The following is a 21,099-nucleotide window of genomic DNA, read 5'->3' on the forward strand; positions in this document are numbered from 1 at the left end:
CTCACCACGGATCAATCTCCCCCCTTGTGGGGGAGATGCCCGGCAGGGCAGAGGGGGGTATCATTTGCGCCGCCCGAAGCCGACCGAAGCACCAAACCGAAAACGAGAGCCCGCCTTGGCAGTCTACACCGATATCTCCGAAGACGATCTGAAGTGGTTCCTGACGGAATATGACGCCGGCACGCTGTTGTCCTACAAGGGCATCGCCGAGGGCGTCGAAAACAGCAACTTCCTGCTGCATACCTCGAAGGACCCGCTGATCCTGACGCTTTACGAAAAGCGCGTCGAGAAAACCGACCTGCCGTTTTTCCTCGGCCTGATGCAGCATCTCTCCGCCCGCGGCCTGTCCTGCCCGCTGCCCTTGCCGCGCAAGGATGGCGCGCTGCTCGGCCAGCTGTCGGATCGCCCCGCAGCCCTCATCTCCTTCCTCGAAGGCATGTGGCTGCGCAAGCCGGAAGCGAAACATTGCCGCGAGGTCGGCAAGGCGTTGGCGCGCATGCACATCGCCGGCGAAGGTTTCGAGCTCAAGCGCCCCAACGCGCTCTCCGTCGATGGCTGGCAGGTGCTGTGGGACAAGTCTGAAGCCCGCGCCGACGAGGTCGAGAAGGGGCTGCAGGCGGAGATCCGTGGTGAGCTCGATTTTCTCGCGGCACACTGGCCGAAGGATCTCTCATCGGGCGTCATCCACGCCGATCTCTTCCCCGACAACGTCTTCTTCCTGGGCGACGATCTCTCGGGCCTGATCGATTTCTACTTCGCCTGCAACGATCTCTTGGCGTACGACGTCTCGATCATCCTCAATGCCTGGTGCTTCGAAAAGGACGGCGCCTACAACATCACCAAGGGCATGGCGATGCTCGAAGGCTATACCAGCGTACGTCCGCTCAGCGACGCCGAACTTCAAGCACTTCCGATCCTCTCGCGCGGCTCGGCTTTGCGTTTCTTCCTGACCCGCCTCTACGACTGGCTGATGACGCCGGAGGGCGCGATGGTGACGAAGAAGGACCCGCTCGAATACCTGCGCAAGCTGCGCTTCCACCGGCAGATCAAATCCGCCGCAGAATACGGGCTCACGCCATGAAGCACGTCGACATCTACACCGACGGTGCCTGCTCCGGAAATCCCGGCCCCGGCGGCTGGGGCGCGGTGCTGCGCTATGGCGAGGTCGAGAAGGAGCTCTGCGGCGGCGAGGCGGAAACCACCAACAACCGCATGGAACTCTTGGCCGCCATCTCGGCGCTGACGGCGCTGAAAAGCGCCTGCGAGGTCGATCTCCACACCGACAGCAAATACGTCATGGACGGCATCTCCAAGTGGATCTTCGGCTGGAAGAAGAACGGCTGGAAGACCGCGGACAAGAAGCCGGTGAAAAACGGCGAACTCTGGCAGGCACTCGACGCCGCCAACCAGCGCCACAAGGTCAAGTGGCACTGGGTCAAGGGCCACGCCGGCCACCCGGAAAACGAACGCGCCGACGAGCTGGCTCGCAAGGGCATGGAGCCGTTCAAGAAGCGGTAGGGCGGGGCGTCTCTCCTTGCTCGGCTTCCCCTTCTCCCCAACGGGGAGAAGGTGGCCCGAAGGGTCGGATGAGGGGGCCCCGATCTCCAGCTATCCATTTAAATTTATTATCTTAAACACCCCGCATGCAGCCCCCTCATCTGCCTGCCGGCATCTTCTCCCCGATGGGGAGAAGGGACTCGTGGCGGGCCGCTCGCCCCAACCAAATTTCACCCAGCAACCGCCAGATACGCCGAAATCGTCCCGATCGACAGCACCGTCGAGGCAAGCACCACGCGCCCCGTCAAGCTCGCCTCGCGCCCATAAAACTCCGCCAGCATGAACGGCCCGGTGCCCGTCGGCAGAGCTGCGAGCAGCACGCAGGTATGCACCGCAACCGGTGGTAAATGCAGCAGCGGCCCTGCGATGACCCAGGTCACCAAAGGCTGCGCGATGAGCTTCAGCCCGACCAGAATCCCCGCCGTCGCCGCCCGCTCGGTCGCAGCCCCAGCCTTCGATCCCGCCAGAAACAGCCCGAGCGCAATCAGCGCGCAGGGCGATGCCGCGCCGCCGAGAAGTTTGAGAAACGCATGCACCGGCGCCGGCAGTGCCACACCCGACACCATGAACAACGCCCCGAGCACCGGCGCGATCAGAAGCGGGTTTTTGGCCAGCGAGAGGAAAGTCTTCCTGGCGATATCGCGCCGCCGCGTCTCCGATTGCAGCCCGCCCTCGATCAAGACGATGGCGACGGCGAAGAGCACGCAGACGGTGACGATCGTCGCGATCAGCGTCGGCGCCATGCCGTTGTCGCCGACAACAGAGAGCACCAGCGGAAAGCCGACGAACCCCGTATTGGCATAGCTGGCGTTGAGGCTGTCGATCGCCGCATCCGCCAGATGCCGCCCCTTCGCCATCCGCCACCAGAGCGTCGCGCAAAAAATGATGGCGCAGCCTGAGGTGAAGGCGAGGATGAAGCCCGGCTGCCAGATCTGCGAGAGCTTGGCATTCGCCATGATGTCGAAGAGCAGGGCAGGCAGCGCCAGATAGACCACCAGCCGGTTCACCTCGCGCGTCGCATTGGGGCCGAGCGCGTCGGTCTTGCGCGCGATCCATCCGGTCAGGATGAGCGCGAAGATGGGGAGCACGATGAGGAGATTGGTCAGCATTGGGGGAGGGAACTCAGGTTGCAAAGACCATTGTCTAGCCCCTGATATCGATATAATCCAATGTCGATATCATCGCTGATTGATACCTCAGAGGTATGAAATGGACACGCGCCACATGCGCTATTTCGTGGCGCTCGCCGAGACGCTGCACTTCGGCCACGCGGCGGCGCGCATGAACATGAGCCAGCCGCCCTTCAGCCGCCAGATCGCCGCGATCGAGAAGACGCTCGGCGCCCGCCTCTTCGAGCGCAATTCCCGCAACGTCGCGTTGACGGCGGCGGGCCGGCATTTTCTGGACGAGTGCCGCGCGGTGCTCGAGCGTTTCGACGCCGCCTGCCGCGACGTGCAGCTGGTCGCATCCGGCGTGAAGGGCGAACTGAAGCTCGGCTTCATGATGAACGCCGCCTACAGCGTCGTCCCGGCGCTGGTGCGATTTTATTCCGAGGCGCGGCCGGATGTCCGCCTCGTGCTCGAGGAGCGCATACCCACAGATATCGAGGAGATGCTGATCGAAGGACGCCTCGACGCCGCCGTCACCTTCGGCGGCAGCCCGGCCACGCACCTGCGCACCACGCTTCTCGCCCGCGACCGCCTGCGCCTGATCGTGCCTGGAGATCACCGCCTGGCGAAACTCGACATCGCCGGCCCAACGGACCTCGCAAGCCAACGCCTAATCGCCGCCCCCGCAAGCGTGACGCCGACGCTCCGCGACGCCATCCGCAACTACTGCACCTCTTCAGGCGTCGTCCCGCATTTCGCACTCGAACCCCGCCTGCAGCACACCATCATCCGCCTCGTCGCCGAAGGCCTGGGCATCGCGCTCATCCCGCAGTCCTTGTGTGCGGACTTGGCGGAAGGGCTGGTCTCGCGGCCGATCAAGGATGCGCCGGAGTTCGACATCGTGCTCTGCGCTTCGGCTGCGTCGAGCAATCCGGCGGTGCCGGCGCTGTTTGAGGTGGCGGAGAGGTTGGGTGGTGTGCTGCCTTCGCCTGATGGCAAAGGCACGAAGGGAGCTTGATTTACAGCCAACCGCAGCGCCAGCAGCCCCCTCATCTGCCTGCCGGCATCTTCTCCCCGCGGGGGAGCAACCATGTCTCATCCTTTCACATATTTCGGCGTCCATTCGGTCTGTCGGGTGAGGATTGTGTTGGCGAGAATGACGAGCTTTCGAGCGACGGCGATGACCGCGCACAGGTGCTCCTTGCCGTTGCCGCGCAACCGCTTGTAGAAGGCCGCCAGATCCGGATTGTGCCGGCTGGCTGTGAAGGCGCGCATGAACAGGCTCTTGCGCAGCCTTTCGCGACCGCCCTGGATCCTGCGCCTGCCACGATGTTTGCCGCTGTCGTCATCATAGGGGGCGACGCCGGCAAGAGCGGCGACCTCGTTGCGGCCGGCATGGCCGAGCTCGGGCATGCGGATGACGAGGCACAGCGCGCTGCGCAGCCCGATCCCCTTGATGGAAACCAGAAGGTCGAGCCGCCGCGCCAGATCAGGGTCGCCACGAACCAGCTTTTCGAGCCGCAGCATATGCGCATTGCGGCAGGTCTCGAGCCTGGCGATCTCGCGGGCGTGCCGGCGCTTGACGATGTCGGGCACGGCGGTCTCGGCGAATGTCTTCACCAGCGCGATCTGCTGTTCGATCTGCTCCAGATAGGTCAGTTCGGCCGAAAGCCTGTCGAAGCGGGCATCGGGCAGCACCGGCAGCGTCTTGAGGCTGGCGGTGAAGACGGCAATCAGCGTGGCGTCCAGCCGGTCGTTCTTGGCCCGCTGCAGCCGGCTTCTGGCGAAGTACCGCAATTGCGCCGGCTGCAGGCGCGCCGCCGGGCGCTTCTTGCCCCGCAAATGCACCATCAGCCGCCACTCGTAGCCGCCGGAGGCTTCGAAGCCGACCCTTTTGACATCATGCTCTTGAAGAAAGGCGTCGAGCCGCTTCAGGCCCGCCGCATCATAGGCGACCCGCAGCCGCGCGTCGCCGGGATGGATGGCGATGTCGAGATGGCTTTTGCCGACATCGATTCCGGCACAGATCATGCTATCATCGGTCATCTTCGTCGTCCCTGTCTTGGATACGAACCCCAAGGTTCCTGCAACCACACGGGCCTGATGAAGAGCCGGTTGCGATCCTGCTCCCCACAGCCCCTGACGGCTGAGAAGGTGACGATCCGACAACCAGCTGCCGGGCGGGTGGCCACCCGCCCGGCAGAAACGACTATCTCATATTTTGATCATCCAAGAAGGGACTCGTGCCCTGCCTCTTGCTCCCCCTCTCCCCTTGGGGAGAGGGTAGGGTGAGGGGGCCACAGGGTAGGACCGACGATCAGTGGACTGGGCCGATGTCGAAAGAGTTTGATCGCTTCGCGCGAGAAGCGGTCACTTAGGTGTTTCGATGATCCGTAGGAAATTCTGATATCTCTCGTCGACACGATCCTCTTGACTGGCATAGATGGCACAGCCTTCCGAGAGGGCGGAATCAATCTCACCAACCAGAGCAATCATCTGTTGTGCAGTCAGGATCGCGTTGAACTCCGAGATAACCACCTTTTCGACGCGACGAACCGCTCCCCGAAGATTCGTTAGGAGTTCAGCTAGTCCAGAACGGATTTCGGCAACATCGCTATCCAGGATGCATGCGTCCACCTTGGTAAGATGGTAGATTACGTTGAACGGAGAAAAGCTGAATGCGCTGATGCCGCAGCATTCTTTCTCACAGATGGTTTCGCAACTTTTACAAAGAGCCGCAACGGATGGTGGCAACGTAATATCGATCATGCCCTGCACATTGCACAGACCTTCGAAAGTCCGCAATGGGCCGAGTGCGGTCATCAACGCCGATCACGCGACGCCTTTAGCGGCGCTTCTCATCTCACCCCACATCCCACAATATCAACCACTTACACCACACATTTTCCCCGCGCTCCTCGCCTGCGCCAAACTCACTCCGTCCCGTCTTCGGATACACCGGTTGCGTTACCGGCGAGGCGGGATCGGCGCTTTCGGGAAGCCCCTGACGCAGGGTGAAACGAGGGGCGTTGCGGAATGGTCCCGCCAGCGAAGAGCTGGTGTGCGGACGCGAAGGTCGGTTCGCCGATACCACGCGCCTATGCACATAAGGGACGGCGACTGGCCGACCGTGGAGCCTGAAAGGGCTTTGCGGAACGGCGCTGAGGTGCCGCGGGCGACAGGTCCGCGGAGGCCCGCCCCGGCGTCGATCAAGACGGCCCATTCGGGATGCCCGGGGAGCGAAAGCCTCAAGGACAAGAACAACCCCGCGAGCATATCTCTGAAAAGATGCCGATCACCCGGTAAAGGAACCAGGACGCGATAGCAGACCGCCGAACGGGGCGCCGGAAGGTGTCAATAAACTAAACTATTTACGAGGCAGCTTCTGGCGCCCCGTCCGATCAGATGCCGTATCAACCGGGGGTAAAACCTGCCGGAGGAAACGTGTGCTGTTTTTTGGCTGGGGGTTTTGAAAGTGGCCAACGTCAGTGCCCGCAGCCCCCTCATCTGCCTGCCGGCATCTTCTCCCCGCGGGGGAGAAGGGACTCGTGGCGGGCCTCTTGCTCCCCCTCTCCCCAGCGGGGAGAGGGTAGGGTGAGGGGGCCACACGCGCCAACGCTGGCCACCCCCTCATCCTCATATCCCTCAAGCCGCCTTCGCCACATCCCCATGCGGGTCGAGCACGAATTTCGTCGCCGCCCCGTGGTCGAAGCTCTCATAGCCCTGAACGGCTTCTTCGAGCGGGATCACCTTGGCGTTGACGATATCGGCGATCGGAAGGCGGTCGTGGAGGATCGCCTGCATCAGCTGCCGGTTATACTTCAGCACCGGCGTCTGGCCGGTGTGGAAGGATTGCGCCTTGGCCCAGCCGAGGCCGAAGCGCAGCGACAGGTTGCCGGTCTTGGCGGCGCTGTCGACGGCGCCGGGATCCTCGGTGACGTAGAGGCCGGGAATGCCGATCGAGCCTGCCGCGCGGGTGATGTCCATCATCTGGTTGAGCACGATCGCCGGCTGCTCGCCGCCAGAGTGCCCGCGCGCCTCGAAGCCGACGGCGTCGATGGCGCTGTCCACCTCGTTGCTCCCGGTCACCTGCGCGATCATGTCGCCCAGCCGGTCACTCTTGGAGAGATCGATGGGCTCAAAGCCGACGCGGGCGGCATGCGCCAGGCGATCCTTGTTGAAGTCGCCGATCATCACGACGGCGGCACCCAGGATGCGGGCGGAAGCGGCGGCCGCAAGGCCGACCGGACCGGCGCCCGCGACATAGACAGTCGAGCCGACGCCGACGCCGGCGCGCACCGCGCCATGGAAGCCGGTCGGCAGGATGTCCGAGAGCATGGTGAGATCGCGGATCTTCTCCATCGCCCGGTCGCGATCCGGAATTTTCAGGAGGTTGAAGTCGGCATAGGGGATGGTGACGTAACGGGCCTGGCCGCCGATCCAGCCGCCCATGTCGACATAGCCATAGGCGCCGCCGGCGCGCGACGGGTTGACGGTGAGGCAGACGCCGGTGTCCTGCGACTTGCAGCAGCGGCAGCGGCCGCAGGCGACGTTGAACGGCACGGAGACGATGTCGCCGACCTCGAGCATCTCGACGTCGATGCCTTTTTCGATGATCTGGCCGGTGATTTCATGGCCGAGAACCAGCCCCGGCATCGCCGTGGTGCGGCCGCGCACCATGTGCTGGTCCGATCCGCAGATATTGGTCGAGATCACCTTCAGGATCACGCCATGCTCGATGCGGCGCCCATCGGGTGCCTCAAGCTTCGGATCATCGATGTCATGGATTTCGACAACGCCGGGCCGCATGTAGACGACGCCACGGTTCTTGCTCATTTTCATCTCCTCCGTTGAAAATGCTGCGGTACGCGCGGGCTCCTCTTCCCGTGCGGTCATGCGTCGCAGCTTAGAGGAGAATGTCGCCGACGTCGTCCCGTTTACGACGGTTTGGCCCTCGAAACGGCCATCTCGAAGCCGTCACTGCTGGCGTCCCGCGCTTCGATGAGGGCTTGCTACATTTCGCCGCAACGATCCGTTCGGTAAGCATTTCTCAATTGCGATTTGTCAAACGCCTCCCGGGTTGAGGAGGACCAGACCGAAAAGATTGATGAAAGACCGGGGCTTAAGATGATGAATTTGAAGATCAGGACATTGATACCGGCGCTGTTTGGCGGCGTTGTTATCTTGGGTGTCATTCAGGGCGGCTTGGCGCTCAATTCCATTTCCAATCTTGAGACGCAATCGCAGTTGATGGTTCGAAACATGACCGGCAACGCCTTCCTGGCTGCGCTCGACAAGAGCTTCACCGACCAGCGCCGCTATGTCATGGCCATGCTGTCGGCCACGGGGCCGCAGGAAATTGCAACGCTCGAGAAGGCGCTTGAAGGCGCCCGCGGCGTCCGCGACGAGGCATTCGCTTCCTTCGAGACCCGCGTCACGCTGCCGGCCACCCGCGCCAAGGTGGAGCTGCTCAGGAAAGACCTCCGCGCCTATGACGAATTCGGCGCGACGATCGCCAAGAGGGCAGCCGCCGGCGAGCGGGAGAGCCTGAAGCCGTTCATGGTCGACAACATGGACCCGATCAGTGCTGAAGCCAGCGGCATCATCAAGGGCGTGGTCGACAACAACAAGGATCTGGCGGCGCAGTCGATAACAATCTCCAGCGACGTCATCAGCTTCGCCCGGATCTCGACGGTCACGGCGGTCGCCATCGCCGCTCTTCTCGCCATCGCCGCCGCCTTCTTCTCGTTCTTCCGCGTGGTGCGCCCGATCAGCGACATCACCGGCGCAATGAACAAGCTTGCATCGGGCGACAACAGCCATGAGATCCCGCACGGCGCCCGCCGCGACGAGATCGGCGAAATGGCCGCCGCGGTCGCCATCTTCCGCGACAACGCGCTGGAGCGCGAACGCCTCGAGCGCGAAACGGAAGCCAATCGCGGCCTCAGCGAAAACGAGCGCATCGCTCGCGAAGCGCAGAAGGCACGTGAGGCCGAAGACGTCCGCTTTGCCGTCGATGGCCTCGGCGCCGGCCTGCAGCGCCTCTCCGATGGCGACATGACTTACCGCCTCGAAACGCCGTTCGCCGACCAGCTGGACGCGCTGCGCATCAGCTACAATGAATCGATCGGCCGTCTGCAGGAAACGCTGCGCACCGTTGGCGAGAACGCCCGGATGATCGATGCCGGCGCAGCCGAGATCAAGGCATCGGCCGACGATCTCTCCCGCCGCACCGAACAGCAGGCAGCCTCCGTCGAGGAAACGGCAGCGGCACTGGAGCAGGTGACGACGGCCGTTAAGGATTCGGCCACCCGCGCCGGTGATGCCGGCGAGCTGGTCAAGCGCGCCCAGGCCGGTGCCGAACGCTCCGGCGAGATCGTCCGCGAGGCGGTCGATGCCGTGCACGAGATCGAGCAGTCGTCGAGCCAGATCTCGAACATCATCGGCGTGATCGACGACATCGCCTTCCAGACCAACCTGCTTGCGCTCAATGCCGGCGTGGAAGCGGCACGTGCCGGTGAAGCCGGCAAGGGCTTCGCGGTCGTGGCCCAGGAAGTGCGCGAACTCGCCCAGCGCTCGGCAAACGCCGCCAAGGAAATCAAGCAGCTGATCACCAAGTCCGGCGACCAGGTGCGTGGCGGCGTCGATCTCGTCGGCCGCACCGGCAAGGCGCTGCAGGAGATCGTCACCGAAGTGCAGGACGTCAATCGCAACGTCCAGTCGATCGTTCTTTCGGCGCGCGAACAGTCGACCGGCCTGTCGGAGATCAACACCTCCGTCAACCATATGGACCAGGGCACGCAGCAGAACGCGGCCATGGTGGAGCAGGCGACCGCGGCAAGCCACGGCCTCGCGACCCAGGCGGCGACGCTGCTGGAGCTCCTGTCGCAGTTCAAGCTCGACGACCGCGCCGTCAGTGCCGCCACGTCAAGCTCGCGCCCGGTTCAGTCGCCGGCCCGTGCGCTCGCCGACCGCCTGACGTCGTCTTTCGCAGGTCGCTCCGCCGCCTGATCGCGGCTCGGCAATCATTGATGAGAAGGCGCGGCCGGTCACCGGTCGCGCCTTTTTCCATGGCTAATCTTTGCATCTTGCCCGCAGCCGCATTCCCACTATGCTTTGCGGATAACAACATGTCGGGAGGCGACCATATGATCCTGCACTCAGTGCTGATGCGGCTGAAATCGGCCATCACGGGCGAAGAGAAGCAGTCCTTATTCGAGCAGATCGTCGCGCTGAAGCAGGTCATTCCGGGTATTCTGGATATCAAATACGGCCCGAACGTCTCGCCAGAGGGCTTGCATGCCGGCTTCGTCGATGGCTTTGCCGTCACCTTCGAAAGCCCGGAAGCGCGCGACGCCTATCTCGTCCATCCCGAGCATGTCGCCGTCGGCGAGCGCATCGTCTCGTCGCTGGATGGCGGCCTCGGCGGCCTGATCGTCTTCGACCTGCAGGTGTGATCCCGCAGGTCGAAAATACTATTCGCTATCGTCAGCTACCCTTCGCCATGGCGGCGGAGATCTGGTCGACATTGTAGCGGAACATCTTCTCATAGGTGGATGCCGGGCCCTTGGCGTCCGACAGCGATTCCACATAGAGCTCGCCGCCGGGCTCTGCCCCCGTTGCCTTGGCGATCTGCTTGACGAGGCGCGGATCGTTGGAGTTTTCGAAGAAATAGGTCTTCACGTGTTCGGCCTTGATCTGCTCGATCAGCTTGGCAACTTCGGCGGCTGACGCCTCGCTTTCGGTGGAAACGCCGAGCGGCGCCAGGAAGCTCACATGATACTCCCGGCCGAAATAGCCGAAGGCGTCATGGCTGGTCAGCACCTTGCGGTGATCCTCGGGGATATCCTTGAACTTCGCCTTGGCATAGGCGTCCATCTCGTCGAGCTTCTTGGTGTAAGCCTCGGCATTGGCCTTGAACGCCGCTGCGTCGGCTGGATCTGCCGATGTGAGCGCCTTCTCGATGTTCTCAACCCAGACCTTGACGCTGACGGGGCTGTTCCAGACGTGCGGATCGGTCACCGTCTTGCCGTCCTCTTCCATGGTGCGCGTCTTCACACCCTCGGAGACGGTCACCGGCGTGCCCTTGTAGCCGGACGCGGCGATCAGCCGGTCCATCCAGCCTTCCAGCCCTTCGCCGCTGACGAAGGTCACTTTCGCAGCCTTCAGATTCTTGGCGTCGGTGGGCGAGGGCTCGAATTCGTGGGGGTCGCCGTTCGGCCCGACGAGGCTCTTGACCTCGACATGGTCGCCGCCAACCTGTTTGACGACATCGGCGAGCACGGTGAAGGAGGCCACGACATGAAGCGTTTCGGCCGAAGCCGGCATGGCCGAAAAGGCCATCAACGCGGGAAGCGAGGCGGCAAGAAGCAATCTTCTATGGGGCATAGAAGCATCCTTTGGTTAGCCCTTGAGATGGGCGCGGGGGAAGAGACGCCGGGCAAGGCCCGACGGTGCGAAAAAGATGGAAAAGCCGTAGATCGCCGCCGCCGTCATGATGATCGTTGGCCCGGAGGCGAGCTCAAGATGGTAGGAGGCGATCAGCCCGAAATAGCCGGATGCCGCGGCGCTAAAGGCAGCCACCAGCATCATCGAGGGCAGGCTGCGCGACCAGAGCTGCGCAATCGCGGCCGGAAGCATCATCAGCCCCACCGCCATCAGCGTGCCAAGCGCCTGGAAACTGGCGACGAGATTGAGCACGACGAGCAGCAGGAACAGGAAGTGGTAGACCGGACCGCGCCCGCCGATCGCTCTAAGAAAACTCGGGTCGAAGCACTCCGCGATCAGCGGCCGGTAGATCGCGGCGAGCACGATCAGCGTCAGCGTCGTGATCGCGCCGATCTGGTAGAGCGCCGGGGGATCGATGGCGAGGATGGTGCCGAACAGCACATGCAGCAGGTCGATATTGGACCCTCTGAGCGAGACGATCAGCACGCCGAGCGCCAGCGATGCCAGATAGAAGCTGGCAAAGCTCGCATCCTCCTGCAGCACCGTCACCCGGCTGACCGCGCCGGACAGCAGGGCGACGGCAAGTCCCGCCACCAGCCCGCCGATCCCCATCGCCGTCAGCGACAGCGAGCCGGCAACGAGATAGCCGATCGCCGCCCCGGGCAGGATCGCATGGCTCATCGCATCGCCCATCAGGCTCATGCGCCGCAACATCAGAAACACGCCGATCGGCCCGGAGCCGAGCCCGAGGCAGAGACATGCGACCAGCGCCCGGCGCATGAAGCCGTAATCGACGAAGGGTGCGAAGAAGAGATCGTAGATGGTCATGCGGCCGGCGCGCAGGCATCTGCGTCCTCATCCCAGCGCTCGGCCATCGCCCGCGCCTTCAACAGGTTTTCGGACGACATGGCGGAGGCGGTCGGCCCCCAGTCGATCATCTCGCGGGCGAGCAGCAGCGTCTGCGGGAAATGCGCGCGGATCTGCTCGAAATCATGCAGCACCGCCACGATGGTCCGCCCGTCGCCATGCCAGGTCAGGATCATCTCGATCAGGTCGCGGGTGGTGCGGGCGTCGATCGCGGTAAACGGCTCGTCGAGCAGGATCACCTTGGCGTCCTGCAACAACAGCCGCGCAAACAGCACCCGCTGCAGCTGGCCCGACGACAGCGACCCGATCTGCCGCCGCTCGAAGCCCTCCAGCCCGACCGCCGAAATCGCCTCGTGTGCTTTCACCATTTCCGCACCCGAAACCCGCGAAAACGCCCCCGCCTGCCGCCATGCGCCAAGCAGCACGGTATCGAGCACCGAGATCGGAAACCGCCTGTTGATATCGGCCGCCTGCGGCAGGTAGCCGAAATCGGTGCGCTGCAGCCGATGCTCGACACGCCCCTCGCTCGGCCTGAGCTCACCCATGATCGCCTTCAAAAGCGTCGACTTCCCCGCCCCATTCGGCCCGGCAATGGCCGTCAGGCTGCCGGCCGTAATCGCGCCGGAAACGTGGTGCACGGCCGGGTGCCGGTTATAGGCGACGGTGAGATTGGAAAGCCGGATCAGGTCTTCGCTCATGGCAGCATCACCGCCCATGCGATGGCGATCCAGAGCAGGCCGGCGACGACGATGGCGCCGATCACGCGGTGGATGGCCGAAGCGCTCATCAGGCCGGCGGCGAGGTTGTTCAGGAGGGTCATTGCGGGTACTCAGCATGTAATAACATTACTTTGTAACGTTATAACGATATTTCCGGCGATGACGCAAGTCGTCGAGCGCGAAAATATCGGCGATCGACAGAGGTTGGTGGAAAACAGGGGAGTTGAATGGCGGATTGGGGGCGAAGAGTGAAAACGCCGCCACGCTCTCGGCGTCATCCTCGGCCAACGTGCCGAGGATCTAAGCACGTTGCCAGAAATGCAACGGTGCAGGGGAGGTGAGAGGGGACGGAGCCACTGGAATTGGTGTCAGGGAAGACCGACGGAGACTGGACGTCCGGCGACACACCCGCAGCCCCGTTCTCGCCCAGCGTCCATGCACGTCGAACCAATTGCACCCGCAGCAGATACTCGGGACGAGGCCGAGTATGACGGTCGTGGGGATGATGCGCCGCTAGCCTACTTCGTCGCTAACATGTTGAAAGAGCGTCACGTCCCACGCTCTCGTCGTCATCCTCGGCCAAGGTGCCGAGGATCTAAGCACGCCTCCAGGAATGCGACGGTGCAGGGGAGTAAAAGGGGCGCGAGCCACTGGAATAAGCGGAAGGATATGTATTGGCGCCTGGGCACCCGCAGCCCCGTCCTCGCCCAGCGTCCATTCACGTCGAGCCATTTGCGCCCACAGCAGATACTCGGGACGAGCCCGAGTATGACGGTCGAGGGGATGGGCCGTCGCTAACCTATTGGGCTGCTAACTTGTTGGAAAGACGTCGCTTCCCACATGCTCAACGTCATCCTCGGGCTCGTCCCGAGGATCTAAGCACGCCACCAGGAATACAGCGGTGCAATGGAGCTAGAAGGGAGCGGACGCGGGAGTGGACGTGAGGCCGCACCCGCAGCCTCGTCCTCGCCCAGCGTCCATTCACGTCGAGCCAGTTGCACCCGCAGCAGATACTCGGGACGAGCCCGAGTATGACGGTCGTGGGGACGATGCACCGCTAGCCTATTGGGCTGCTAACTTGTTGAAAATGCGTCGCTTCCTACATTCTCAACGTCATCCTCGGGCTTGTCCCGAGGATCTAAGCACGTTGCCAGGAATGCAACGGTGCGGGGCAGACGCGACGGCCGAAACCACCACGCTCAGGCCCACCCCGCAACATCACATCAAAGCTGCTCGATCATCGTCGCAGCGCTCGAAACCGTCGCCTGACCGGGATTGTCCTCGACGTTGAGCGACTTCACGACGCCGTCTTCGACAAGCATCGAGTAGCGCTTGGAGCGCACGCCGAGGCCGCCGCCGGAGAGGTCGGCGTCGAGGCCGATGGCCTTGGTGAAGGAGGCGTCCCAGTCGGGGAGGAAGTGGATCTTGCCCATGCCGCCGGAGGATTGCGCCCAGGCGCCCATGACGTGCCAGTCGTTGACGGCGATGACCGCGATGTCGTCTACGCCCTTGCCGAGAATGGTGTCGCGGTTTTCGAGATAGCCGGGCAGGTGGTTGAGCGAGCAGGTGGGCGTGAAGGCGCCGGGCACGGCGAAGAGCACCACGCGCTTGCCCTTGAACAGCGCCTCGGTCGTGGTCTCGACCGGGCCGTCAGCCGTCTTTTCCTTGAAGGTCGCCGAAGGCAGTGTGTCGCCGATTGCAATGGTCATGACTATCTCCTGGTTGTTGTTTGTGAGGCGCCGTCGGGGCGCAGACGTTGGGATCAAGGGCAGGTGTGAATGATAGGATCGGCCTATTTGAAAGCAAGCGGGCTTTCGATGGCGCGGGCGCCGTCGATCACAAGCGCGGTCCAGCTCTTGCCAGATATGTCGTAGTTCTTCGGCAGCTTGCCGATCGAGATCGTCGTCGTCAGCGAAGTGCCATCGCGCTTGCTCATCAGCTGCTTGGTGAAGACATAGCCGCTCGGGCCGGCAACGACGACGTCAGGCGTCGTGTCGCCGATGTCGGGGAGCGTGATATCAAGCGTCAGCTCCTTCTGGTCGGCCGACAGCGTGTGCTTGGTTACCTTGAACTTGGAGGAGGCCTCCTCCGGCAGCCGTGCGTCGGCGGCGTCCAATATCGCCTTTTCCTCAGGCTGTGATTGCCCCGCCGACGAAAGCGCGAGCGTGAAGTCGGCTTGGAAGGGCACGCAGATATCCTTGCAGATGCCGACGAAGGCCTGCGCCTTGATTTCGGTGGCACCGCTTGTGGCCGAAAGCGTGAGCGGCAGCGTCACCGGCGCGTCGTAGCCGATGTCGTCGAGCCTGTCGTCCTTGATGTGCTTCGGAATCGGGTAGCCGATCTTAACCAGCGTCACGCCCGTCTCGGGCGCGATCGTGATCTGCGGGGGGATGCCGCTATTGCCGGGCTCGCGCCAATAGGTGATCCATCCGGCATTGGGTTCGATCTGCAGCCCGGCGCGGATCATGCCATGCGCGTCGGGCGCCATCGCCACCAGCCGCATCCGCCCGCCGGCATTGTCGACCCATTCGCTGGTGCCCGCCTGCGCTGCGGAGAGCACGGGCAGGGACAGGCCAAGAGCCGTGGCGAGGATCAGGACGAGGCGTCTTTTGTGCGTGGCAAAGGTCATGCGGCAATGGTTATTCAAATCCGCTGCCCTTAGCCAGAAGCCGCATCCGATTTAATTTTCATTTTCAGTTGATTGAAACAGGACATTGGCCCATGTTTCTCTTGTCGGCGCCTCGAGCGGTCTGGCATCAGGAGGTATCATGTCCCTGTCGACCCTGAAAAACAGACGTGAACGCGGCTTCTTCGACGGCCAGTTCCTGATCGCCATGCCCGGCGTATCGGACAGCAATTTCGCCCGCACGGTGATTTACGTCTGCGCCCATTCCGACGCCGGCGCCATGGGCTTCATCATCAATCGCTCTCAGGAGCTTTCGTTCACCGACGTGCTCATGCATCTCGACATGATCAAGAGCGACGAGGCGATCCTCATGCCGCCGCCATCTGGCGATCTGTCGATTCAGACGGGCGGGCCGGTGGAAAGCGGCCGTGGCTTCGTTCTGCATTCCGATGATTATCTCTGCGATTCCAGCATTCCCGTCAGCGACGATATCTGCATGACGGCGACGCTCGACATCATCCGCGCCATTGCCAAGGGCGAGGGGCCGAAGCGCGCCACCATGCTGCTCGGCTATGCCGGCTGGGGCGCGGGGCAACTCGAAGCCGAGATCGCCAGCAATGGCTGGCTGAATTGCCCGGCCAACGACGCCCTCATCTTCGATCCCAATCTCGATGATAAATACGAGCGCGCGCTGGCCGGCATGGGCATTTCGGCGGCCATGCTCTCCACCGAAGCCGGCCATGCCTGAAGACGCAAAAATTCGCGGAACGAATAGCTGCGAACCACGTTCTCTTTTCGCACCGGGCACGAGGCCCGTACCAAAAGGAGACATCAGATGGGTAGCACCAGCGACAAGATTTCCGGCAAGGCAAACGAGATTGCCGGCAAGGCGAAGCAGGCTGTCGGCAAGGCGACCGGCGACAATTCCACCCGCGCCAAGGGCGCCGTCCAGGAAGCCAAGGGTAAGGCCCAGTCCGCCAAGGGCGATGCCAAAGGCAAGATCAAGGATGTCGTCGATCGCATGTGATCGAAAACATCCCCGCAATGGCCCGTCGCGCATCCGCGCTGCGGGTCGTTTTGTATCAACACCACGCTATGGGGCGTTCCATGCGGCTTTTCGCCTGCGATAACTGCGATCAGGTCGTGCACTTCGACAACCGGCAATGCGTCCGCTGCAACCATCGCCTCGGCTTCCTGCCCGATGATCTCTCGATGCGCGCGCTTGAGCCGCGCGACGAGACGCTGTGGCAGCTGACGTCGGACCCTCAGCGCGGGGTGCGCTTCTGCGCCAATGCCGGTCTCGATATCTGCAACTGGCTGGTCAATGCGGATGAGGAAAATCCGTTTTGCATCGCCTGCCGCTACAATCGCCTGGTTCCGAACACCCATACGCAGGAAGGGATCGATCGCTGGCGCCGCATCAGCCAGGCGCAGCGCCATCTCTTCTATTCGCTGCTGCGCTGGCGTCTTCCGCCGCCCGATCGCAACGAGGATCCGCAAGGCGGCCTGGTTTTCGACTTCCTCGAGGATGAAGTGCAGCTCGACGGCAATGTCATCCCGGCCATGACAGGCCACGACGAAGGCGTCATCGCCATCCGCGCCGCCGAGGCCGACGACATCACCCGCGAACTTGCCCGCGCCTCGATGAACGAACCCTATAGAACGCTTCTCGGCCATTTCCGCCACGAGATCGGGCACTTCGTCTGGAACCGCCTGGTCCGCGACCGCGATGCCTTCGACGGCTTCCGCGCCGTCTTCGGCGACGAGCGCCAGGATTATGGCCAGGCGCTGCAGAACCATTATCAGAACGGCGCGCCTCTCGGCTGGCAGCAGAGCTTCATCAGCGCTTATGCGACGGCCCATCCCTGGGAGGATTTCGCCGAGTGCTTCGCGCATTATCTGCACATCGTCGATACGCTGGAGACCGCGCGCGGCTTCGGCATCGCCATCGATCCGCGCGGCCATGAGGAAATGGCGTCGGAGGTGGATTTCAACCCTTATCGGGCGGCAAGCGCCGAGCAATTGGTCAGCGCCTGGGTGCCGCTATCGGTGGCGATCAACGCCATCCAGCGCAGCATGGGCCAGCCGGATTCCTATCCCTTCGTGCTGTCGAACGCTGTCGTCGAAAAGCTCGAATATCTGCACCGGCTGATCCAGGATCGCGTCGCCGAGCCACGGCAGGCTGCTGCCTGAACCCTTGGGGTCTGAAACTCGGGCGCCTGAGAGACCTCAGGCGCGCTTGGTCAGCGGAAAGCGCTCCTTCAGCAGCCGCAGCACCGATTCCGACGCCATCGGCGGGCCGAAGAGATAGCTCTGGCCGTAGGTGCAACCCATCTTTGCCAGTTCGATCGCGTCCTCGTTGGACTCGATACCTTCGGCCACAACCTTCATCTCGAGCTCGCGCGCCATCGAGATCACCGAGCGCAGCACGGTCGACTTCCGGTCGCTGGTGTCGCAGACCAGCGTCTTGTCGAGCTTGATCGTGTCGAACGGGAAGCGGGTGAGGTAGGAGAGCGAGGAGTAGCCGGTGCCGAAATCGTCGAGCGCCAGCCCAAGCCCGATTTCGCGCAGCTTGCCCAGCACGAGGCGCGCCTGTTCCGGGTTTTCCATTACCATCGTCTCGGTCAGCTCCAGTTTCAGCCGGGTCGGATCGCAATGGGTCTTGGCGAGAACCGAGCGCACGTCGTCATAGAGATCGTTGTTGAGGAGCTGCGCGCTCGAGAGATTGATCGACACGAAGATCGGCAGCTCGCCGGTCTGGCTCTCCCAGGCCATCAGGTCGTTGGTCGCCTGTTCAAGCGCGAAGACGCCGAGCATGTTGATGATGTCGGAAGCCTCGGCGATCGGGATGAATTCCGACGGCGGGATGCTGCCGCGCTTCGGATGCTCCCAGCGCATCAGCGCTTCGAAGCCGGCGATCTCGACATCTTCCAGGCCGGCGATCGGCTGGTAGACCATCGACAGTTCCTTGCGCTCCAGCGCACGGCGGAGATCCGATTCCAGCTGCAGCCGGTCGGCGCCGAAGTCGCGGAAGGCGGGCTGGAACGGCTCGACGCGGTTGCCGCCGGCGCGTTTCGCCCGGTACATGGCAAGCTCGGAATCGCTGAGCATCCCCGTCGCGTTTTCCTGCTGGTCGACGAAGGAGGCAAGCCCGATCGACGCCGTCAGGATGATCTCGCGATTGGCGAAGTTGATCGGCACCATGATCGCCTTGCTGATCGCATCGGCGAAGTCGGCGATCTTGGCGGGATCGCGCTCGGAAACGAGGATGAGCCCGAACTGGTCACCGGAGAGACGCGCCAGCGTGTCCTGCGGCTTCAGGAGCCGGCGAAGACGGCGCGTCAGCGCGATCAGGATGTTGTCGCCGGCGGCTACGCCAAGCGCGTCGTTGACCAGCTTGTAGCGGTCGATATCGATCACCATGACCGTCGGCCTCAGCGTATCGCCACCCGGTGCCAGCGCCAGCACACCCTGCAGGCGGTCGAGGAACAGCTGGCGGTTGGGAAGGCCGGTCAGGTTGTCGTGCAGCGCGTCCTGCAGCAGCCGGTCGATCGAGTTCTTCTGCTCGGTCACGTCGATGACGGTGCCGACGCAGCGGATCACTTCGCCGTTGGAATCGAGCACCGGTCGGGCGCGGATCAGGAGCCAGTGGAAATGCCCGTCCTCGGCGCGGATGCGGAACTCGTGGTTCAGCCGGCCCCGGCGATGTTCGAGCAACACGTCGAGCGTGGCGCGGAAACGGTCGCGATCGTCGGGATGCAGGCGCGGCAGCCAGTTGCGGGCAGCGCCATGCATCGTGCCGGGCGAAAGGCCGAGCTTGACGGAAACGTCAGGGATGGTGACGACGCGGTCACGCGCCACGTCCCAGTCCCACACCATATCGCCGGAGCCGGTCAGCGCCAGTGATTGCCGCTCAAGATCGGAGAACAGCCCCTGCTGGAACGTGCCGCCGGCAAAGGCGTGCTGCATGACGGTGAAGCCGATCAGAAGCACGATCAGCACCAAGCCACCGCCAAGCGCCGGCTGGATGATGTCGTTGTCGAGCTGGCCGGTGATCGTCAGCCAGCCGCCGAACAGCCACACCAGGATCAGCGCCCAGGCGGGCACCAAGAGAATGGCGCGGTCATAGCGGTTGAGGCCGAGATAGATGATGAGCAGCAGGCCCAGCGTCGCGGTGAGCGCGAAGGACAGGCGGGCGATACCGGCGGCGATGGCGGGGTCGTAGATCGCGACGCCGAAGAGCAGCGCCAGACCCAGCACCCAGGCGAGCGTCACGTAGCCGAGATGCGTATGCCACCGGTTGAGGTTGAGATAGGTGAACAGGAAGATGACGAAACTCGATGCCAGCGCCACTTCCGCGCAGGCGCGCCATATTCGCTGGTCCGCCGAAGCGATGCTGACGAGCTTCCCAAGGAAGCCGAAATCGACGCAGATATAGCCGAGCACCGCCCAGGCGAGAGCGGCGGTCGCCGGCAGCATCGAAGTGCCCTTGACGACGAAAAGGATGGTGAGGAACACCGCCAGCAGGCCCGCGATCCCGAGCACGATGCCGCGATAGAGCGTAAACGCGTTGATCGTGTCCTTGTAGGCGTCGGGCTCCCACAGATAGATCTGCGGCAGTTCCGGCGTCGAAAGCTCGGCGACGAAGGTGATGACGGAGCCCGGGTTGAGCGTGATGCGAAAGACGTCGGAATCGTCGCTCGGCTGCCGGTCGAGCGCGAAGCCTTCGCTCGGCGTGATCGCGATGATGCGCTGCGATCCGAGGTCGGGCCAGAAAAGCTTGGAATTCACCAGACGGAAATGCGGCGCGACGATGACGCGCTCCAGCTGCTCGTCGGAAACGTTGGCAAGCGCGAAGACGGCCCAGTCGCCCTGGTGGTTGCCGGAGCTCGAGCGCACCTCGATGCGCCGACGGATGCCGTCGGCGCCGGCCGCGGTAGACACCTGAAAGGCCTCGCCCTGGTTGGCGTAAATCTCTGTGGTCTTGGTCAGATCGAGCGCGGTGTCGTCGCGGGAAATCTTCACCGGTTCGGCCGCCTGCGCGACCCCTGCCATCAGCGCCAAAGCCGACAGGAAAAGCGCTGCGATCACCGCGACGAAACGTCCAGATGGTGATGGGTGCAGCATGCGTTTGTTGGTCATCGGCTGTCGGTTATCCTGCCTTTATCCGTATCGGTGGCAAGCAGTGAAAACATCACGTGATCATGCCACTGACCGTTGATCTTCAAGTATCCGCGCAGATAGCCTTCCCGCTGAAACCCGGCTTTTTCAAGCAGGCGGATGCTCCGAGCATTGTCTGGAATACAGGCTGCTTCGATACGGTGCAACTCAAGGCCTGCGAAGATGTAGGGTATAACCAATTGAAGTGCGGCGAACATATGGCCCTGGCCGGCATGCGCTTCGCCCATCCAGTAGCCGATCATGCAGCTCTGTGCCGCCCCGCGCCTGATATAGCCGATGGTGATGCCGCCAAGCAGCGTCATGTTTTCACGGTGAAAAAGCAGCAGCGGAACGGCCTGGCCGGACGCATATTCCTGCTTGCCGCGAATGACGCGGGCCCGATAGGAGCCTTCCGTCAGCTCGTCGCGCCGCCAGGTCGGCTCCCAACGCTCGAGAAAGCCGCGGCTTGCCGACCGCAGCTTGTGCCACTGGTTGAAATCCTGATAGCGCGGCAGCCGCAGCACATAATTGGCGTCTTCGATTTCAACTGCTTCCGGCTGCCGAGACAGGAACCGAAACACCGATTTTGGCATCGATCACTCCCGGCAACGCG

General features: G+C 63.1%; 20 protein-coding genes. 8 read left to right on the forward strand and 12 right to left on the reverse strand.

All coding sequences use genetic code 11. From position 1 onward, the window contains the following. The first annotated feature begins 115 nt into the window (after positions 1-115). Positions 116-1,081 carry a homoserine kinase gene (locus tag J5286_RS05120; RefSeq protein WP_209189471.1) on the forward strand — a complete coding sequence of 322 codons (966 nt, stop codon included), beginning with the start codon at positions 116-118 and terminating at the stop codon, positions 1,079-1,081. Beyond that, on the forward strand, positions 1,078-1,518 hold the full coding sequence (gene rnhA, locus J5286_RS05125; protein ID WP_018902017.1) for a ribonuclease HI: 441 nt from the start codon (positions 1,078-1,080) through the stop codon (positions 1,516-1,518). The genes J5286_RS05120 and rnhA overlap by 4 nt, the downstream gene beginning before the upstream one ends. A 209-nt stretch (positions 1,519-1,727) precedes the next feature. Here rnhA and J5286_RS05130 read toward each other — a convergent pair whose 3' ends face one another. Next, complete coding sequence (locus tag J5286_RS05130) at positions 1,728-2,666, reverse strand: AEC family transporter (protein ID WP_209189472.1); 939 nt, start codon at positions 2,664-2,666, stop codon at positions 1,728-1,730. 100 nt (positions 2,667-2,766) lie between these two features. Between J5286_RS05130 and J5286_RS05135 the strand changes: the two genes are divergently transcribed. Further along, positions 2,767-3,684, forward strand: coding sequence for a LysR family transcriptional regulator (locus tag J5286_RS05135; RefSeq protein WP_209189473.1), 918 nt, complete (start codon positions 2,767-2,769; stop codon positions 3,682-3,684). Positions 3,685-3,761: 77 nt separating this feature from the next. On the opposite strand, the gene J5286_RS05140 is transcribed toward J5286_RS05135, so the two are convergent. From J5286_RS05140 to fdhA, 3 genes are all read right to left on the reverse strand, one after another. After that, complete coding sequence (locus J5286_RS05140; protein WP_209189474.1) at positions 3,762-4,712, reverse strand: IS110 family RNA-guided transposase; 951 nt, start codon at positions 4,710-4,712, stop codon at positions 3,762-3,764. A 324-nt stretch (positions 4,713-5,036) separates the two neighbouring features. Beyond that, positions 5,037-5,489, reverse strand: coding sequence for a DUF6331 family protein (locus tag J5286_RS05145; RefSeq protein WP_209215328.1), 453 nt, complete (start codon positions 5,487-5,489; stop codon positions 5,037-5,039). 822 nt (positions 5,490-6,311) lie between these two features. Continuing rightward, on the reverse strand, positions 6,312-7,502 hold the full coding sequence (fdhA, locus tag J5286_RS05150; RefSeq protein ID WP_018899073.1) for a formaldehyde dehydrogenase, glutathione-independent: 1,191 nt from the start codon (positions 7,500-7,502) through the stop codon (positions 6,312-6,314). Positions 7,503-7,793: 291 nt separating this feature from the next. Here fdhA and J5286_RS05155 point away from each other — a divergent pair, with 291 nt between their 5' ends. Together J5286_RS05155 and J5286_RS05160 are read left to right on the forward strand one after the other, a co-directional pair. Continuing rightward, entirely contained in the window at positions 7,794-9,677 is a 1,884-nt protein-coding gene (locus tag J5286_RS05155) for a HAMP domain-containing methyl-accepting chemotaxis protein (protein WP_209189476.1), read from the forward strand. A 137-nt stretch (positions 9,678-9,814) separates the two neighbouring features. Beyond that, on the forward strand, positions 9,815-10,123 hold the full coding sequence (locus J5286_RS05160; protein ID WP_026283108.1) for a Dabb family protein: 309 nt from the start codon (positions 9,815-9,817) through the stop codon (positions 10,121-10,123). A gap of 31 nt (positions 10,124-10,154) precedes the next feature. Here J5286_RS05160 and J5286_RS05165 read toward each other — a convergent pair whose 3' ends face one another. From J5286_RS05165 to J5286_RS05185, 6 genes are all read right to left on the reverse strand, one after another. Beyond that, positions 10,155-11,054 carry a metal ABC transporter solute-binding protein, Zn/Mn family gene (locus J5286_RS05165; protein WP_209189477.1) on the reverse strand — a complete coding sequence of 300 codons (900 nt, stop codon included), beginning with the start codon at positions 11,052-11,054 and terminating at the stop codon, positions 10,155-10,157. Positions 11,055-11,069: 15 nt separating this feature from the next. Next, on the reverse strand, positions 11,070-11,942 hold the full coding sequence (locus tag J5286_RS05170; protein ID WP_209189478.1) for a metal ABC transporter permease: 873 nt from the start codon (positions 11,940-11,942) through the stop codon (positions 11,070-11,072). Next, positions 11,939-12,679: a metal ABC transporter ATP-binding protein gene (locus J5286_RS05175; protein ID WP_209189479.1), complete on the reverse strand. Its 741-nt coding sequence runs from the start codon at positions 12,677-12,679 to the stop codon at positions 11,939-11,941. The genes J5286_RS05170 and J5286_RS05175 overlap by 4 nt, the downstream gene beginning before the upstream one ends. After that, positions 12,676-12,801: a hypothetical protein gene (locus tag J5286_RS31480; protein ID WP_280638442.1), complete on the reverse strand. Its 126-nt coding sequence runs from the start codon at positions 12,799-12,801 to the stop codon at positions 12,676-12,678. Before J5286_RS31480 ends, J5286_RS05175 begins: the two co-directional genes overlap by 4 nt. 1,122 nt (positions 12,802-13,923) lie before the next feature. Beyond that, entirely contained in the window at positions 13,924-14,409 is a 486-nt protein-coding gene (locus tag J5286_RS05180; RefSeq protein ID WP_018899065.1) for a peroxiredoxin, read from the reverse strand. Positions 14,410-14,492: 83 nt separating this feature from the next. Next, the gene (locus tag J5286_RS05185; protein ID WP_209189480.1) at positions 14,493-15,329 is read right to left on the reverse strand and encodes a protein-disulfide reductase DsbD domain-containing protein; all 837 of its coding nucleotides are present in this window, start codon (positions 15,327-15,329) and stop codon (positions 14,493-14,495) included. Positions 15,330-15,468: 139 nt separating this feature from the next. On the opposite strand from J5286_RS05185, the gene J5286_RS05190 reads away from it, so the two are divergent. From J5286_RS05190 to J5286_RS05200, 3 genes are all read left to right on the forward strand, one after another. Continuing rightward, complete coding sequence (locus tag J5286_RS05190) at positions 15,469-16,074, forward strand: YqgE/AlgH family protein (protein ID WP_018899063.1); 606 nt, start codon at positions 15,469-15,471, stop codon at positions 16,072-16,074. 87 nt (positions 16,075-16,161) lie between these two features. Beyond that, positions 16,162-16,353, forward strand: a complete 192-nt coding sequence (locus J5286_RS05195) for a CsbD family protein (protein WP_111561915.1) — start codon at positions 16,162-16,164, stop codon at positions 16,351-16,353. A gap of 80 nt (positions 16,354-16,433) precedes the next feature. After that, positions 16,434-17,519: a zinc-binding metallopeptidase family protein gene (locus J5286_RS05200; RefSeq protein WP_209189481.1), complete on the forward strand. Its 1,086-nt coding sequence runs from the start codon at positions 16,434-16,436 to the stop codon at positions 17,517-17,519. A 36-nt stretch (positions 17,520-17,555) separates the two neighbouring features. Here the strand turns inward: J5286_RS05200 and J5286_RS05205 are convergent, their stop codons facing one another. Together J5286_RS05205 and J5286_RS05210 are read right to left on the reverse strand one after the other, a co-directional pair. Further along, on the reverse strand, positions 17,556-20,468 hold the full coding sequence (locus J5286_RS05205) for an EAL domain-containing protein (protein ID WP_209189482.1): 2,913 nt from the start codon (positions 20,466-20,468) through the stop codon (positions 17,556-17,558). After that, on the reverse strand, positions 20,465-21,079 hold the full coding sequence (locus tag J5286_RS05210) for a GNAT family N-acetyltransferase (protein ID WP_018899059.1): 615 nt from the start codon (positions 21,077-21,079) through the stop codon (positions 20,465-20,467). Before J5286_RS05210 ends, J5286_RS05205 begins: the two co-directional genes overlap by 4 nt. Positions 21,080-21,099: the final 20 nt, after the last annotated feature.

It is taken from the genome of Rhizobium sp. 16-488-2b (assembly GCF_017741815.1).
GTDB lineage: Bacteria > Pseudomonadota > Alphaproteobacteria > Rhizobiales > Rhizobiaceae > Rhizobium.

Excerpts from the sequence above, each read along its gene's own strand:
- rnhA (WP_018902017.1), top strand. The coding sequence starts at position 1,078 with ATGAAGCACGTCGACATCTACACCGACGGTGCCTGCTCCGGAAATCCC.
- J5286_RS05130 (WP_209189472.1), bottom strand. The coding sequence starts at position 2,666 with ATGCTGACCAATCTCCTCATCGTGCTCCCCATCTTCGCGCTCATCCTG.
- J5286_RS05135 (WP_209189473.1), top strand. The coding sequence starts at position 2,767 with ATGGACACGCGCCACATGCGCTATTTCGTGGCGCTCGCCGAGACGCTG.
- J5286_RS05140 (WP_209189474.1), bottom strand. The coding sequence starts at position 4,712 with ATGACCGATGATAGCATGATCTGTGCCGGAATCGATGTCGGCAAAAGC.
- J5286_RS05145 (WP_209215328.1), bottom strand. The coding sequence starts at position 5,489 with ATGACCGCACTCGGCCCATTGCGGACTTTCGAAGGTCTGTGCAATGTG.
- fdhA (WP_018899073.1), bottom strand. The coding sequence starts at position 7,502 with ATGAGCAAGAACCGTGGCGTCGTCTACATGCGGCCCGGCGTTGTCGAA.
- J5286_RS05155 (WP_209189476.1), top strand. The coding sequence starts at position 7,794 with ATGATGAATTTGAAGATCAGGACATTGATACCGGCGCTGTTTGGCGGC.
- J5286_RS05160 (WP_026283108.1), top strand. The coding sequence starts at position 9,815 with ATGATCCTGCACTCAGTGCTGATGCGGCTGAAATCGGCCATCACGGGC.
- J5286_RS05165 (WP_209189477.1), bottom strand. The coding sequence starts at position 11,054 with ATGCCCCATAGAAGATTGCTTCTTGCCGCCTCGCTTCCCGCGTTGATG.
- J5286_RS05170 (WP_209189478.1), bottom strand. The coding sequence starts at position 11,942 with ATGACCATCTACGATCTCTTCTTCGCACCCTTCGTCGATTACGGCTTC.
- J5286_RS05175 (WP_209189479.1), bottom strand. The coding sequence starts at position 12,679 with ATGAGCGAAGACCTGATCCGGCTTTCCAATCTCACCGTCGCCTATAAC.
- J5286_RS31480 (WP_280638442.1), bottom strand. The coding sequence starts at position 12,801 with ATGACCCTCCTGAACAACCTCGCCGCCGGCCTGATGAGCGCTTCGGCC.
- J5286_RS05180 (WP_018899065.1), bottom strand. The coding sequence starts at position 14,409 with ATGACCATTGCAATCGGCGACACACTGCCTTCGGCGACCTTCAAGGAA.
- J5286_RS05185 (WP_209189480.1), bottom strand. The coding sequence starts at position 15,329 with ATGACCTTTGCCACGCACAAAAGACGCCTCGTCCTGATCCTCGCCACG.
- J5286_RS05190 (WP_018899063.1), top strand. The coding sequence starts at position 15,469 with ATGTCCCTGTCGACCCTGAAAAACAGACGTGAACGCGGCTTCTTCGAC.
- J5286_RS05195 (WP_111561915.1), top strand. The coding sequence starts at position 16,162 with ATGGGTAGCACCAGCGACAAGATTTCCGGCAAGGCAAACGAGATTGCC.
- J5286_RS05200 (WP_209189481.1), top strand. The coding sequence starts at position 16,434 with ATGCGGCTTTTCGCCTGCGATAACTGCGATCAGGTCGTGCACTTCGAC.
- J5286_RS05205 (WP_209189482.1), bottom strand. The coding sequence starts at position 20,468 with ATGACCAACAAACGCATGCTGCACCCATCACCATCTGGACGTTTCGTC.
- J5286_RS05210 (WP_018899059.1), bottom strand. The coding sequence starts at position 21,079 with ATGCCAAAATCGGTGTTTCGGTTCCTGTCTCGGCAGCCGGAAGCAGTT.